Consider the following 15811-nt stretch of genomic DNA (forward strand, 5'->3'; position numbering starts at 1 on the left):
AAACAGGTTTGTTGGATGAGGGAGTAGACTATAACAAAGGTAAATTTACTCTACTTATTTCCATATGGAACGCATACACAGATATTTTATATAAAAAACACAGAGAGAAACAGGCATGGTCAGCTCAGGCAATGTGCGCGTTTGCTTAACACATTGCAGCCGCTAACCTGTAACACACCATAACAGAACATCGCGACTTATGAGGAGGACAAGCATGCAAGGACGAGAAGGCCAGGAGAGTGGGTCATTCGAACGACTACCATCTCAAGAGCTTCCCCCCCTGAATGGAACAAGTAAGCACCGCGCCATTATGCGCAATCCCAATGAAGGTACCAGTAAACATCAGGCAATTCAGAAGGTGATCGAGCAAAAGACCAGTGAGCATCGAGCAATTCCACGCCGTCCTGCCGGGATGACACGTGTCGAAACTCCACCAGAAGCACCACGTGTGCCTCGTCCAACCCATGAGCTGCCACAGCCTCAAAAGTTCCGTAAACGTCTTCTGATGTTTACTGGTATTCTTATAACATTGGCAATCGTCGCCTGTACCGTAGGCTACTTTTTGGCGACAAGTATCAACACAAGCGCAGGACCCAGTACTACCGCGACAGATTTTCTGAATGCACTGAATACGAAAGACTATGCTCAGGCCTACAAAGATCTGGGTCCGGCAATCACGATCCGCCTGTCACAGGAGCAATTTACCAGACAGGCACAGGTTCTCGATACCTGCTATGGAGCGGTACAAGATTACTCTGAGATCGCGAATAGCGCGCAGAATCAGGATAATAGCCAGAGTTATTCCTACAACATCAAACGCACCAAAGGTTCAAAAAACATCCCCTATAAACTCCAGGTGACGCTACAAAAAGATCTGGATGATGGAAGCTGGAAAATCACAGACTATAGCAATAATATGGGTCCGGCCCAGCCTGCGCCTGCCTGCAGCAAATAACGGAGAAATAAAAAATTTCACTTTTATCAATCTAAAGAGAGCCAGGAAAGATCGCAATTGAAAAGCGATCTCTCCTGGCTCTCTGGCTATATACAACCTGAAAAAGCATTCAAGCAGGATCAGGAAAAGGCGTTTTCACCAGTAATAGCCTGCCCGATAATCAAGGTATGGATGTCATCAGTACCTTCATAAGTAAAGACTGATTCCAGATTATTCATATGGCGGATAATCGGGTATTCTAAAGTAATGCCGTTGGCACCTAAAATAGAACGGGCCTCACGAGCCGTCTTTAAGGCTTCGCGAACATTATTGCGCTTGGCAATTGAGATCTGGACAGGATGAAGCTGACCCTGATCTTTGAGTCTTCCCAGTTGTAAGGCCAGTAGTTGCGCTTTCACCAGTTCGGTTGCCATTTCAACGAGTTTTTGCTGTACAAGCTGAAAACGTGCGATCGGTCGCTGAAACTGCTCACGCGTTTTCGCATAATCCAGGGCAACCTCATAACAGGAGCGCGCAGCGCCAACCACACCCCAGGAAATCCCATAACGCGCTTCGTTTAAACAGGAAAGCGGTCCACGCATCCCACGGACATCTGGCAGCATATTTTCGACAGGCACACGGCAGTCTTCAAAATGCAGCTCAGAAGTCACTGAGGCTCGTAGTGAGAGTTTACGGTGAATATTACTGGTCGAGAAGCCAGGCGTGCCACGCTCGACGATAAAGCCACGTACGCCATCTTCAGTTCTGGCCCAGACAACAGCAATGTCAGCGATCCCCCCATTGGTAATCCACATTTTTGTTCCATTGAGGATATAGCTCGTGCCATCACGGCGCGCATTCGTACGCATGTTGGCAGCATCACTACCGGTATCCGGTTCCGTCAGACCAAAGCATCCAATCACTTCACCCTTCGCCATCGCTGGTAACCAGCGCTGCTTCTGCTCTTCAGAGCCAAAGGCAAAAATTGGAAACATCGCTAATGATCCCTGGACGGAAACAAAAGAGCGTATGCCACTATCGCCCGCCTCAAGTTCCTGACAGGCCAGGCCATAGCTCACCGCGCTCAAGCCGGCACAGCCATAACCGTCCAGGTGCATGCCAAGTAATCCTAATTCAGCCAGTTCTGGCACCAACTCTCGTGGAAAGGTACCCGCCTCGAAATGTTCACCTATTACTGGATTCACACGCTCACGCACAAATTTTTGTACGGTATCGCGTACCATCCGTTCTTCTTCTGAAAGCAGGGAGTCCAGCCGATATAAATCAGTAGCCACAGGCAACTGCGCCTGGGAAGATGCATGTGTATGAGCTTTACTGGAAGTTTCAGTCATATTTTTTATCCTCTCTCCAAAGAGATCTTCTTTGCTCATATATGATAGCTTTTCAAGCGTACCATGATACACTCTTCTCTCGTGGTTCATGAAATCACGCCATCCCGGCTAGAAACAATTGACGCATGGTGGCAAATCTATACAATCTATCCACCAACTTCACAGACACAATTGAAGAGCGTGCTACTCAACATTGAGTAGTTTATAAGCACTTTCATTATAACGCACAATCACGGTTCATGCCCGTCCACATTCCTCAATTGCTAGCGTTTTCCAATTCTCAAACAGAAGGTGCATGAGGACTAGAACTTTGTCCTCAGCTTCCCGTATTATAAAATATACATCAACTGATTAATGCGATGCTCGTAGCCTTTCTTTGCCACCTCGCGCCTGCAAAGCTCGCTTTATTTTTGTGTGGAACCCACATTCCGCAGTTTCAATCTGAAAAAAAATAGAATTGTTGATAGGCTGGTCCCAGTAACGAAAGGATCTTTTGATGCAGTGGCTGCAAGCGGAGGACAACCGACTCCGTTCTGGTTCCTGTGCGGATCTGCAACAATTCAATGCCTTCAAAGCATTGGAACACCCAGCGCATCGTTGGTCGAGCCGTAGGCTTGTTGACTTGATTGGGGATCGTTTGCCCGCTTGCCAGCAATTGCTCACGCAAGCGATGTTCAGCCAGACGGTACACCAACAACGCGAGCACCATGATCAAGCTCAATGCCACAATGCGTTCTGGTTTTTTTACAAAGACCGAGGAGGCCAGAAACAAGGGATCTTTCAAGAAACGGAAGCCCCGTTCTACGCTGCCCTGCTCCAGATACAGGCTGATCACCTCCTCATTGGAGGTGTCCGCTTCATCCACGACATTGGTGGCGATGACAAAACAGGCTTTGCGCTGAGCGTAGGCCAGCAGCTTCGTTTCGTTGAGGATGACCTGCGATGTGACACTCCAGCGCAGCCCGCTTGGCTCCGCATCCCGAGCAGGACGGCCTCGTCCTTCAAAGACCGCCTGGCTCTTGAGTTCCACCGAGACTTCCAGCCACTCCGGCAGGCCTTTCAAGCTCTGCTCCCAGGCCTGTTGCGCATCCTCTCGACAGGCAAACGACTTGGTGCTCACATGCCACAGCTTCTTTGCCCACGCGTCTACCTGCTTGTCAGCTTGCTTGCGAGCCGTCTGCAACGCGCGCTTGACCCCATCGACACTGCGAACCACGATCCAACGCTCCGGTCCTTGCGGCAGATCCATCTGCTGCACAATCATGCTGCGTGTCCCATCAGCGCTGGGCTGCCACGCATCCTCGGCTTGGATCACGGCAGCTTTGGCTTCTTTGCTGGTTTCAGGAACACGACTGACCCACCTCACCCCAGCTTGATTGAGCTGGCGCACATTTGCCGTACTGTAGAGACCACTATCGGAGACGTAGATGGTTTTTTCTTCGGGCTCTTGCTGCCGCAATTGAGCATGCAGATCCGCAATAACCTTAACCAGGCTCTCTTTATCGCTGCTGTTCCCCGAAAGAGGCTGCAAAAAGAGCGGAATATCTCCCTGATGCGTGGTCGCCAGTGCCAACATCCACTGTTTGAGATCTTCGCGATGATCCCGCGAGTAGCCATGGGTAATGGCAATCACGTGCTCGTTTTCCTGGTTGGTTTCGTAGGCTCCATTGACCGAAAAGGAAGTGGTATCCACATGAAGATGCCGTGCTTTCACCCCAAAGCGTTGGCGGGCCTGATGGGCGATGCCAGCGAACACGGTGGTCACATCTTGCGCGTAGAGCCAATCCAGGGTACGTCCCAGGCAATCGTCGTTGAGCATATCAGCGCTGATACCTGCTCCCAGCAGGTGGGCAACCGGCTTGTTCTCGAAGAATTGTGGGACCAGATAGAGTTGGCGATTGGCAAAACCCAAGCCGTTGAGAATCATGGCGACGGTTGCAGTTCCATAACTCACCACACGTTGCTGTTTCGGTTCCAAGGCATCCAACCACGCGGCCAAGCCTATTTCCTGACAGACTCCCGCGACAATACCCAAATGATCCAACCGTTCGTTCTGGTAATCCTCAGCTCGTTGCATGCTCTTTTTCTGCTCCTTTTTGTGCTGAGACTACCTTATCGAATTTTAGATTTCCTGTCAATTACCCTGCGGAATGTGGGGTGGAAACAATTGGCGAGCACAAAAAAAGTCACACATCACGTTAATCAGTAAAAATAGCTATATTGAGATTTAAGGAATAAAAATCTATGCCAAAGGTGAGAAAACGCAGCTATCGTACCACGTATCGTAGAAAACGACAAAAATTTACCCTTAGATCTACATTCCATCTTTCAGTTATTTTTCTGGCCTGTATCGCAATCTCTATCGGTATTATCAGCATCATCATATCTATGACAAATACTATATCTGACCATTCAGGACCTTATAACGTTTCTGGTGCTCCAACCATTAGTGCTGATTTTATTGAAAAAGTACTTGAACAGTATGACTCGCCAGCAAAAGGAAAGGGGCAGGTGCTCTATAATGAAGGCCTCAAATATAATATCGACCCGGCCTATGCACTGGCTTTTTTTATGCAAGAAAGCCGCATGGGAACACAGGGGGTGGCCGCAATAACCCATTCCCTTGGCAATATCAGAGCCTCCGCAGGCTATGTGAACTATCATGGGTATCGCCAGTATGCGAGTTGGGATGAAGGCTTTGAAGACTGGTACAAGCTGATTTCACAACAATATATTCAGGACTGGGGTCTGCATACAGTTGATCAGATTATTCCGGTGTATGCACCTAATGCTGATAATAATAATGAGCAGCAATATATCAGCGCCATCAAATATATGGTTGACCGTTGGCGCAGTGGGCATATCGAAATTTCCTGACCAACAAACAAAAAGGAACCAGGATCGCTTGCACGCGATCTTGATTCCTTTTAGATATCGTTAGAAACGACAGATATCGTTAGAAACGCGATGTTAATGTAACGAGGTAATATCACCACAGGCAAAAGGATCATACATGGTCTGAGTTTTCAGCTCTGATGATCCAAGATGGATGTTAACATACCAGCCGTTACGTGGAACAGCACTGATGTTCGGAATGATGGTAGTAGAGGTTCCATCACCCGACGCATTTGCCACAACAGGTTTAAGATCATATTTGACCGGTCCCTGACTGGCACAACTGCCAGTATGCAAATGGGCCATGTGTTTTGAATTGGGGGCTAAACCCTTCAGATTGAGTGCGACGGTCAATTTGTTGTCTTTCACAGTAAGCTGTGCATCCCCACTGACCGCCTGATTGGCCGCAAATGAGTTGGCGAGCGTGGCCTGAACATTCTGGGATGATTTAGTAGAGGCCGCGGGATTAAACACATTGGCACAGGTGATAGGCATCGATTGATCACCACTGCTCATGCCTGGTCCATTGTTTACATCCACATACCAACCAGTCTCAGGAATACCTCCTGAAACATCTTTGATTTTGGTGATCACGTCCGCAAAACCAATTTGAGTGGCTTTAACGGCCGAAAGATTATATACCAGTTTGCCGTTGCTCTTGCAACTACCAGAGTTAATATGTGCCGGATGGCTACTTTTGGGCGTCAGGCCCGTAAGCGCCATGTGAACTGTCATGACATGGGAAGTATGATCCCACATAAGTTCGACTGTCCCAGACGGGCTATGCCGGACAATTGCGCTGGCAGAATTCACAGTCGAACTGGTTGGAGTCGCGGCTGCCGATCCATTTGAATCGTTGTTTCCTGAGTCACAGGCCGTAAGTAGCAATAGGGCTGCTCCTAGCAGCAAGGCAAAGTGGATAAAATTTCGCTTAGCAATATTTTTTGTAAGCATCTTGGCTCCTTTCCCACATTTATATCCCCACGCCTCTATTATAATTACATGCTATTACACTGGCAAATTTAATGTTTTAAATATATATGCAGACATATTACAGATAAAGGTTACTTTACATAATTATATGAGATATTAGCAGAAAAAAACGTAGGAAGGTGAGCACAAAAACAGCACTATTTTCCTCTCTCATTTCCTCTGCCACAGAATCCTTACAGTTTTTTCATAATTCAAATTCTGAAACAGGAGGTGCAGGAGAACGGCTAGTCCTCCTGCCGGGGTGGGGTGTCCCCCAATTTTTCCCTCACTTCACCGCCGCCGCAGGTGGCAAAAGAGATAACTGGAAAGCCCTGGGTTGGTCGGCAGGGCTTTCCAATTCTCGTTGCAAGCGGGGATGCAAGGGGCGGCCAGCCCCTTGCCGGAGCGCGAGGTGTCCTCGCATCTCCTCCCTCTTCTCCCGCCGAAGGCGGGACAAAAAGAGAATTGGAAAGCCCTGGTTGGTCGGTCACAATGTTGACCATAGACTATGAAAGCATGTATTATAGAAGGATAGAGAAAAAAGCAATCCTTTGTAACGAAGATTCTGGCGCCTTGTTTACATATGTATTGATGCGCCCCAAAAGTAGACTGAAACCATGAAGCAAACATCATTCTGGAACACATTCACACAACCTATTATCGGTCTGGCCCCTATGGATGGCGTCACAGATGCGCCATGCCGTACAATGCATGGCATCCATGGACGCCCTGATGTTATCTTAACCGAGTTTACCAATGTGGAAGGACTCTGGCGTGGCAGCGATCGCATTTTCCGCGATTTCCTTTATACGCCAGCCGAACGTCCTGTGGTAGCACAGATTTTTGGTTGCCGTCCCGAGTATTTTTATAAGGCCGCCCATATAGTCTGTGAGTTGGGCTTTGATGGCGTTGATATCAATATGGGATGTCCAGCCAGCTCGGTTGCAAATAAAGGCGGGGGGGCAGCCCTGATCCGTCTACCGGAAACAGCTAAAGCCATTATCAGAGCCACCCAACAAGGGGTACGCGATTGGGCTAATGGACAAACACTGGAAGATCTAGAGATGGATCCACTACGTATTCGCCAGATTCAGCAGATGAATGCAGATCGAGCACGCATCTGGGGTGATCCTCTCCGCTATGAACGCCGCCTGCTACCAGTCTCGGTAAAAACACGACTCGGCTATGATTCGATTGTGGTTAAAGATTGGATGCAAGAGCTTTTAGAGCTTGAGCCAGCGGTAATCTCACTGCATGGTCGCACCCTGGTACAGCATTACAAAGGCGAAGCCAATTGGGATGCGATCGCGGAAGCCGCTGAGGTCGTCCATAAAACTGATACATTGATCCTGGGTAATGGCGATATCCATAGTTTGCAGCAAGCAGCTGAACGTATTCGAACAACCGGGGTCAATGGCGTCTTAATCGGGCGAGCGACCTTTGGCAATCCCTGGCTCTTTAAAAATAAAGAGCTCCTCAAACAAATACTCAAAAATGGGGTTATCCCGACACCAGAGAATCTCCCTGATGTGCTACCAACACGTGAGGAACGCCTGTTGATGGCGCTGGAACATGCACGCATCCATGCGAAACTTAAGGGAGAGGTCCACTATGTGGAAATGAGAAAACATATGGGCTGGTATCTGGGCCACTTTAATGGTGCGAAACGCATACGCAATGAACTGGTGCGCATCAATAATCTGGCAGAAGTCGAGGAGATTATTCAGCGTGCCCTCGCAGAGCCGGCAAGGGATAGCAACGAACCCGAAGAAAAGATGCCGGAGATTGAGGTCCATGATTCCTCATTAGACCTTACCTGTTCCGCATAAACATTCAAAGATACACAAAAAAGTACAGCACAGAGCGTTCATAACTACATGAATACTCTGTGCTGTACTTTTTCCTGGCAAACTTTTCTTTTTACCGTACATTTTTAGCAGGCCACGTCCTATCTCTATGCGCGCAATGAGTCACTGTGAGACTGAGATGAGACAGGTAATAGTCATATCCCATAGGCTTCACCAACTTCGGAGAAGGGATATGCAGACGCCAGCGGCTAATAGTATGTCAGAGAAAAAACGCCAGAGGAAGTTTAGACCAGCACTCCCTCAAGCTCGCCAACTAACTTCTGAATCTCTCGTAAGCGCTGCTCGGCAATCTCAACATTCTCCAGTGCCTGTGCTAAAATACGTGCCTCCAGCGATGGATACGTCTCGACTATCTCGGGATCAATAGAGCCACCCAGCAGTTCTAGAGCGCGGCTCAAGTTGTTTTCCAAGGTTCCAATTGACATTGCTTGTTACCTCTCCGAAGCATAGAATTCAGCTACTACCAATGGGACAATCTATGTAAACAGTGTCTCACCAGGTATAAACGCGCTCTCCGTACTACCTTCTACTACGTAAGCACATGCTCATTGGTTACACTGATAAGCATGCACTTGAGTTTCTTCCTTTAACTCTACGTTTATATTACACCAGACGCAAACAGCGATTTAAAAGGGGTTCTAACTTGCCCTGGTGAGACCTGAATATTTTCATCCCAGCTCTAAGCCCCGTCTTGAGACATGGGGTACCTGACGGTTTGGCTTCTCGCTTTTGTCGTATTTATTTATATTCACCGTCAGCATAATACCAGGGTTTCCTCAACAATACAACAAAAAGGTACCTCTGTGCTTACTCCATTGCTCCCGCTCAGATTTATCTCAACCAGCTCGGCTTCTCTTCATATGATACCGTGAGAAACAACAAAAAGTCGAGATGTAAAGGCCTTATTATAATTTCATTTATCGCGAAAAATTCGCAATACATCATGGCTATTTGTCTTCAGAAAAAAACTACTTTAAGCCTTTTTCCAGCTAAAAAATCTTCACGCTTGCTATGAAAAGCAAGCGTGAGCACCACTCACACGATTGAATGGTATGCTCTGTAACTCACTGTGAGCAAATTTTTAATAAGATGGAACATGTTGAAGCGACCCTGAAATGAGAATCGTATAAAAAGGGATGCCAGTAAAAAGGGATGCCAGAACTATTGGTATTATACACAAAACGATCATTACCTGTTTTAGTCTCAAGGCGTATGTGCCAGAGAGGCTCTCCGGCCATTAGGGGAAAGCGGGGTGCAGGGGCGGCAGCCCCTGACGGAGCGCGATGGCAGGCATGCTGGGGGCATGACAGTCCTCGCAACCCTCCCCTCTTCCCCGGAAGGACGGAGAGCCGCCAGAGACTTAGTAGAAGAAGGATATATAATGCAGAAGAACTATTCAACGCACACCGCAGAAATTACAGTCAATGCTCCTGTCCATCAGGTATACTCCTTGTTCACCCATTTTAATGATTTCCCAAAATTCATGACCTTCATCAAGGAGGTTACATATCATGATGACCAGTCAAGCCATTGGGTCGCCGATGTCGTTGGCAATCATGAATGGGATGCTGTAAATGAAGGTTGGGTACCTGATCAGCAGATAGGCTGGCGCTCAACCAAGGGACTGGAAAATTTCGGGAAAGTTACCTTTATTCCGACCTCTAATGAGCAGACGACGGTCCAGGTGTCGATCAGCTATGATCCACCAGCAGGTGTATTGGGGGATGCAGGAGAAAAGTTAGGTGCTGGTAGCCGCTTCCAAAATGCCCTGGAACATGATCTTGGCCATTTTGCTCAGATGGTGAATGAGGCTCCGGCCGGCGCGCTCGATCCAAAATCCTCTAACTATCTGTTCCATGAGGATAGTGCTGCCAGTAAGGGTAAAACAACCGGTCGCCAGAACAATACAATGCAAGATGATAGTAGTTACGGCCGCACCAGTACTGGTATGCCAAAGCTGGATCGTGATATCACTGGTACCACTAACGATCGTCTGGCGGCCAGCGATAGTGATCTTGGCGGGACGCCCGTTGAGCCATCAGCTATCACCCCTGATGAAAACCCACATACAAACACAGGACGAAACAACTACTAATGAAACATCCTGTCTAAACGAAAGAAGAGCGGCTACGTTTCTCGTGAGATCGTAGCCGCTCTTCTTTCTGGCTGTCTATGACATAACATGGATCATTTCATAGTGATATAATAGATACTTCTATCTATCGCTCACAGGCTAAAGCCGAAGGGACTGTATAAATATTTTATGGATTCCAAGTATACGTCGAATCATGCTGCTTCAGATCTGCAATCCGAAGATCCAGAGCTCACAAAGCTGCTGGATATCGTTGAAAAAGATATTAATAGCCTCGTATCCATTCGCCTTTCCGAAGAACGTGGGACCAGTAGACACCAGCAACTCATTGAACGCATTACCCGCAATATACTCGGACGTCCTTCCACCCTATATACCATTATCATCATCACAGCCCTCTGGATAGTGTATAATCTATTTTGCCCTCTCATTGGTCTCAAACGTCTGGATCCACCACCATTCTCAGATATTCAGGGTGTGATAGGTTTTATTGCTCTTCTGACCACTACCGCGGTTCTGATTACCCAAAATCGTCAGGCCAGAATGGATGATCAACGCACGCATTTAGATCTGGAGCTTTCTTTGCTTATTGATCGCAAAGTCAGCAAACTGATCGCATTATTGGAAGAATTACGCCGCGATATACCCCATGTACAGGATCGCCATGATCCTCAGGCTGAAATCATGCAAGAAAATGCGGATCCAGCGCAAGTGCTTTCGAGCTTCCAACAAAATTATGAAGATGTTGTCAATGAGGGTTAACCGCCCTTTTAACAGATTTTCCAGCTGAGGAAAACCCGGTAAGCATAGAGGTCAGCACATTTAACAATCAACCGCTCGGAATTTCGCCATGGATAAGCCTTGACTTTTCAAAAATGAGATGGTATCGTATAGATATTCCAACAAGTGAGGAATACACCAGGGAAACAAGAGACCCTGGCACAAGGCCTGGCCCTTGCATAAGCACCCCGGAAGGAGATCTTATGATATCAAGCGATCTTATAAGAACCATGAAGAAACCAATTCATGTTTTAGGGGTAGTATTTCAGATTGACTAGGAACGCCCGTAGATACGGGCCGATCGATACCTCTGAGCTTCTAGCACCCCGTATTTTGTAAGGCTCTATAGCCCGTACAAGTCATGACGTACTATAAACGTCCGGGAGTAGCGGAGGTCAACAGAGGAGTATCGCTGTTACATTCAGTGATGTATGCTGTAGGTAGTAGTAAATCGGTTAACGTACAAACACGGGAGTTGTAATAAAAAAAAAGAGACACAGATGAGCTGGATAACCGTGATTATCCAGCTCTCTTTTTATATTCAAAGATGCTCCATCCATATCACATAAAAAAGCCGTCCGCTCCTATTAAGAGTTGGACGGCTTTTTCTTGCCTGGTAATACTATTCTTTTCCAAGAGAAAGGACGGCCATGAAGGCTTCTTGAGGAATTTCAACACTTCCGACCATTTTCATGCGCTTCTTACCTTCTTTCTGCTTCTCCAGCAGTTTGCGCTTACGTGAAATATCACCACCATAACATTTGGCCAGAACATCCTTACGCATAGCTTTCACCGTTTCACGTGAGATGACGCGCGAGCCAATAGCAGCCTGGATAGGTACGTCAAAGAGCTGACGCGGGATCAGGCTACGTAATTTCTCAACGAGCGCGCGGCCCTGATAGTAGGCACTTTCACGATGAAGGATCAACGAAAGAGCATCTACCGGAACTGTGTTCACCAGAATATCCATTTTGACCAGGTCTGAAGCCCGATAAGAACCAAAGTTATAGTCCAGAGACGCATATCCCTGGGTGCGCGATTTGAGTTGATCGTAGAAATCAATGATCAATTCGGCCAGTGGAATCTCATAGGTCATCAAAACACGTTCGGCTTCAATATACTTTAGATCTTTATACACACCACGCTTGGAGGTTACAAGCTCCATGATGGTGCCAATATAGCGGGACGGAGTAAAGATAGAGATGTCCATATTAGGCTCTTCAATCTGCTCAATCTCGCCAAAGTTTGGCATGTCCGATGGATTGGCAACCTCAATGATTTCTCCCCCGACTTTGGTCACATGGTATTCTACACTGGGAGCGGTAGCCAGAATCTCCAGATTATATTCGCGCTCTAAGCGCTCCTGGATAATTTCCATATGCAGCAAACCCAGGAAGCCACAGCGGAAACCAAATCCCAGCGCGTTCGAGGTTTCTGGCTCATAATGGAGGGCCGCATCATTCAGTTTCAGACGATCTAACGCCTCGCGCAACTCAGGATAGTCATTGCTATCAACCGGATACAGACCGGCAAAAACCATCGGTTTGGCTGGTTGATAACCTGGTAACGGCTCAATCACGCCCAGGGCGGCAGGTACGGTAACAGTATCCCCTACCTGACAGTCTTTAACGTTTTTAAAACCTGTGGCAATATAACCAACTTCGCCAGTAATTAATGTTTTGGTAGAGACCAGTTTAGGCTGGAAACAGCCAACTTCCAGGATATCAGCAGAACTGCCCGCAGCCACCATAGAAAGACGTTCGCCCTCAACCAGTTTGCCATCGATAATACGCACATAAGCAATGACGCCTTTATATGCATCATAATGCGAATCAAAGACCAGCGCTCGCAACGGACTCTCTTCTTTTCCCGAGGGAGGCGGCACAGAGTTGACAATCGCCTCAAGAATATCCTGTGTACCAATACCTTCTTTGGCAGAAGCCAGAATACATTCTTCTTTGGGCAGCCCGATCACATCTTCGACCTCTTGCTTCACCCGATCAGGCTCGGCACTGGGTAGGTCGATTTTATTGATGACCGGAATAATAGTGAGATCGGCCTCTAAAGCCAGATAGAGATTCGCCAGGGTCTGGGCTTCCACACCCTGGGTCGAATCGATCACCAGCAGAGCACCCTCGCAAGCGGCAAGGCTGCGCGAAACTTCATAGGTAAAGTCAACGTGTCCCGGAGTATCGATGAGATTCAACTCATATTCTTCACCATTCAAGGCCGTATAACGCATGCGTACAGCCTGTGATTTGATGGTGATACCCTTCTCACGCTCCAGGTCCATCTGGTCAAGTGTCTGCGCCTGCATATCGCGCTTAGAGACCGTACCGGTAACCTCTAACAGACGATCGGCAAGGGTTGACTTGCCATGATCGATATGAGCAATGATACAAAAATTCCTAATATGTGCCTGGTCCGTCATTCTGCAATAATTCCCCCACACAACACCTCAGCACCATCCTCCCCGCCATAGAAGACGGCGGCTTGCCCTGGTGTAATGGCCCGCTGTGGTTGTAACAAGGTAACACGCACGCGATCGCCCTCCAGGGGGGTAACCAGTGCTGGCTGCTCAGGAGCCTTATAGCGCACCCGCACCAATGCCTCAAATGGTTCGGTCGGGATCTCGCCACTTAGATAATGCATCTTTCCAACAACAAACTCTGACTTTTCCAGCGCGCTGGCTGGTCCTACCACGAGCGAATTGTGGGCAGCGTCAAGTTTCAAGACATGTAGAGGATCACGGGACGTAATACCCAGTCCTTTGCGTTGTCCAATGGTATAGTATGCCAGGCCCCGATGCCGACCCAGGGTCTTACCCTGTTGATCCAAAATAGGTCCTGGTTTAGGGATAGAAATCAAGCCAGTGCCCTGCGGTGAGGCTGGCGCGGCACCAACTGCCACGGGTACTTTTCCCTCTTGTCTGGTCTGAGCATAGCGATCAATAAAGCCGCGATAATCATTTTGCGCGACAAAACAGATCTCCTGGCTCTCGGCCTTTGTTGCCACCGTCATGCCACGCTCAGCCGCCATGGCTCGCACCTCTGGCTTAGTATAGCCACCCAGAGGAAAACAGGCATGGGATAACTGATGCTGATTTAACACATGTAGTACATAGGATTGATCTTTATCTGGATCGACGGCACGCCGCAGACGACGCTTCCCGGTCGCGGGATGGTCATCAACCCGTACATAATGGCCGGTTGCCAGATAGTCGGCATTCAAAGCCAGTGCTCGGTTCAGCAAAACAGTAAAACGGATATGGCGGTTGCAGTTCAAACAAGGATTGGGAGTACGCCCTTCTACATAATCATCATAGAAGGAATCAACAATCTTTTCTTTGAATTCTTCTTCAACATTTACCAGATAAAAGGGAATATCCAGTTTACGGGCCACTCGTCTGGCATCATCTACCGATTCAATTGAGCAACATTTATTCTGCGCAACACGCTCAATACCATCATCTTCGGCTTCAATAACACCAGGTTCTGACCAGAGGCGGAGCATGATACCGATCACCTCGTGGCCTTGTTCTTTGAGGAGCGCAGCGGCGACCGAGCTATCTACGCCGCCGCTCATTGCGACGACTATTCGTGCCATGTTAAAAATTCCTGCTTGTTTGTTACTAGTGTGTATCGTAGTAATAGGTTTATATAGAAAAAAGGACTAGCCTCGTGGGGGCTAGCCTTGTGAATCGCTGCTGTACGATCTGGGTAATGAATATGTTTTGCCCTTTCTTGCCAACAGTAAGAGTAGCACAGCCAGGGGTGCTTGTCAAATACACATGAGCTCAACTATGCCCTTCTCTGACACATAGAGCGGTGCAAACACTTTCGAAATGCCTTACCTGATGTACTGTTCAGGCTTGTCAACCAGGAGACATACTGTGTATAATAGCTACAATGTGCTACGTGAGATATTGCAGGTGCTAAGACGCCTTGAACTGGCAAGAGTGCACGTCTGAACGATGAGCCAAGCGTTTATATCAAGAACCACAGTCGCTCGAAATGCTGTATGTTTCTAACACGGCCATCGAGCAAGGGAGTAATAAGCCACAATGCCAAAGAAATCAGCAACTGCGCGCGGCGGAGCGCAGTATCAGAGACAAAAAGGGTTTGAACTGGTTCGCCCAGAAGGCGCTGAAAGCGAAGCTTCTCAGCCACAAAAAATAAAACCCACTACCTCAGAAAAAGCCAAAAGTGCTTTACCTATTTCACCTCTTCCAACTTCAGTCACAGAATCTGAAACAGGAGAAAAACCTGTAGAGGCTGCTGCCCCGAAAAGTGCATCAGCACGTCTGGCCGCTCGACGCCTGGCCGCTCAGCGAGCTCAACAACGCACGGGAACACCTATGGTGACGGCTGAGCATTTTGCCTACGTACGCCGTGACCTGATCACTATCGCTATCCTGGCCACTATCATGACGACGGCCATTGTTGTTCTCTATTTTGTTCTTGTTTAGGACACAGACGACCAATCATCACCTGTAATAAAAAAAAGATGAGACACTGTAATCCAACTGGAACAGTGCCTCATTTTTTTTGGTAGCAAATAATCACTACCGGTGCATCACAATATACTGCTGATCTCAGATTAGTGTGAGAGCGGGCCGGTACCTAAACCAGAAAGCACGCCGTGACGATGGGCCTCTGGAATCGTTACGCCCAGGATGCGCTGCATGGCCATTGTGTGGCAACAATCTCCCCAATCATGAAAGAAACGGCAGGTGCACTGCCACTCGCCATCATCATATCTGGTCGAGTGAACATCATTTTCACCCTGGAATTTTGCTTCGAAACTTGTGAACTGAATGCGCTCGGGCTCTTCTGCATAGCGTTTGGCTTTTGCAATTTTATTGATCATACTTGAGTTCATGATCGCACTCTCCTTCAATTCTAGCAACCACTCCGTA

The 15811-nt window shown here is 47.9% G+C and carries 14 protein-coding genes; 6 read left to right on the forward strand and 8 right to left on the reverse strand.

Going from position 1 to position 15811, the window contains the following annotated elements; translation table 11 throughout:
• The first annotated feature begins 214 nt into the window (after positions 1-214).
• On the forward strand, positions 215-955 hold the full coding sequence (locus KDW_RS04690) for a hypothetical protein (RefSeq protein WP_151754888.1): 741 nt from the start codon (positions 215-217) through the stop codon (positions 953-955).
• A gap of 119 nt (positions 956-1074) precedes the next feature.
• Here KDW_RS04690 and KDW_RS04695 read toward each other — a convergent pair whose 3' ends face one another.
• On the reverse strand, positions 1075-2286 hold the full coding sequence (locus KDW_RS04695) for an acyl-CoA dehydrogenase family protein (RefSeq protein ID WP_151754889.1): 1212 nt from the start codon (positions 2284-2286) through the stop codon (positions 1075-1077).
• A 436-nt stretch (positions 2287-2722) separates the two neighbouring features.
• Positions 2723-4363, reverse strand: a complete 1641-nt coding sequence (locus tag KDW_RS04700) for an IS1634 family transposase (RefSeq protein WP_151754429.1) — start codon at positions 4361-4363, stop codon at positions 2723-2725.
• Between the two features lie 167 nt (positions 4364-4530).
• On the opposite strand from KDW_RS04700, the gene KDW_RS04705 reads away from it, so the two are divergent.
• On the forward strand, positions 4531-5163 hold the full coding sequence (locus tag KDW_RS04705; protein ID WP_151754890.1) for a glucosaminidase domain-containing protein: 633 nt from the start codon (positions 4531-4533) through the stop codon (positions 5161-5163).
• 93 nt (positions 5164-5256) lie between these two features.
• Here KDW_RS04705 and KDW_RS04710 read toward each other — a convergent pair whose 3' ends face one another.
• Complete coding sequence (locus KDW_RS04710) at positions 5257-6135, reverse strand: CHRD domain-containing protein (protein ID WP_151754891.1); 879 nt, start codon at positions 6133-6135, stop codon at positions 5257-5259.
• 304 nt (positions 6136-6439) lie between these two features.
• The gene (locus KDW_RS31550; protein WP_162004950.1) at positions 6440-6577 is read right to left on the reverse strand and encodes a hypothetical protein; all 138 of its coding nucleotides are present in this window, start codon (positions 6575-6577) and stop codon (positions 6440-6442) included.
• Between the two features lie 193 nt (positions 6578-6770).
• Between KDW_RS31550 and KDW_RS04715 the strand changes: the two genes are divergently transcribed.
• Entirely contained in the window at positions 6771-7982 is a 1212-nt protein-coding gene (locus KDW_RS04715) for a tRNA dihydrouridine synthase (RefSeq protein WP_151754892.1), read from the forward strand.
• A 263-nt stretch (positions 7983-8245) separates the two neighbouring features.
• On the opposite strand, the gene KDW_RS04720 is transcribed toward KDW_RS04715, so the two are convergent.
• On the reverse strand, positions 8246-8446 hold the full coding sequence (locus tag KDW_RS04720; RefSeq protein WP_151754893.1) for a hypothetical protein: 201 nt from the start codon (positions 8444-8446) through the stop codon (positions 8246-8248).
• Positions 8447-9402: 956 nt separating this feature from the next.
• Between KDW_RS04720 and KDW_RS04725 the strand changes: the two genes are divergently transcribed.
• Complete coding sequence (locus KDW_RS04725; protein WP_162004951.1) at positions 9403-10116, forward strand: SRPBCC family protein; 714 nt, start codon at positions 9403-9405, stop codon at positions 10114-10116.
• Positions 10117-10284: 168 nt separating this feature from the next.
• Positions 10285-10875, forward strand: a complete 591-nt coding sequence (locus KDW_RS04730) for a DUF1003 domain-containing protein (RefSeq protein WP_151754895.1) — start codon at positions 10285-10287, stop codon at positions 10873-10875.
• Between the two features lie 640 nt (positions 10876-11515).
• On the opposite strand, the gene lepA is transcribed toward KDW_RS04730, so the two are convergent.
• Both lepA and mnmA read right to left on the reverse strand, forming a co-directional pair.
• Complete coding sequence (lepA, locus tag KDW_RS04735; RefSeq protein WP_151754896.1) at positions 11516-13324, reverse strand: translation elongation factor 4; 1809 nt, start codon at positions 13322-13324, stop codon at positions 11516-11518.
• A complete protein-coding gene (mnmA, locus tag KDW_RS04740) occupies positions 13321-14499 on the reverse strand; it encodes a tRNA 2-thiouridine(34) synthase MnmA (protein WP_151754897.1) in 1179 nt (392 codons plus the stop codon). The genes lepA and mnmA overlap by 4 nt, the downstream gene beginning before the upstream one ends.
• A gap of 457 nt (positions 14500-14956) precedes the next feature.
• Between mnmA and KDW_RS04745 the strand changes: the two genes are divergently transcribed.
• Complete coding sequence (locus KDW_RS04745; protein ID WP_151754898.1) at positions 14957-15361, forward strand: hypothetical protein; 405 nt, start codon at positions 14957-14959, stop codon at positions 15359-15361.
• Positions 15362-15492: 131 nt separating this feature from the next.
• On the opposite strand, the gene KDW_RS04750 is transcribed toward KDW_RS04745, so the two are convergent.
• Positions 15493-15774: a hypothetical protein gene (locus KDW_RS04750; protein ID WP_151754899.1), complete on the reverse strand. Its 282-nt coding sequence runs from the start codon at positions 15772-15774 to the stop codon at positions 15493-15495.
• Positions 15775-15811: the final 37 nt, after the last annotated feature.

Source organism: Dictyobacter vulcani, from assembly GCF_008974265.1.
Lineage (GTDB): Bacteria > Chloroflexota > Ktedonobacteria > Ktedonobacterales > Ktedonobacteraceae > Dictyobacter > Dictyobacter vulcani.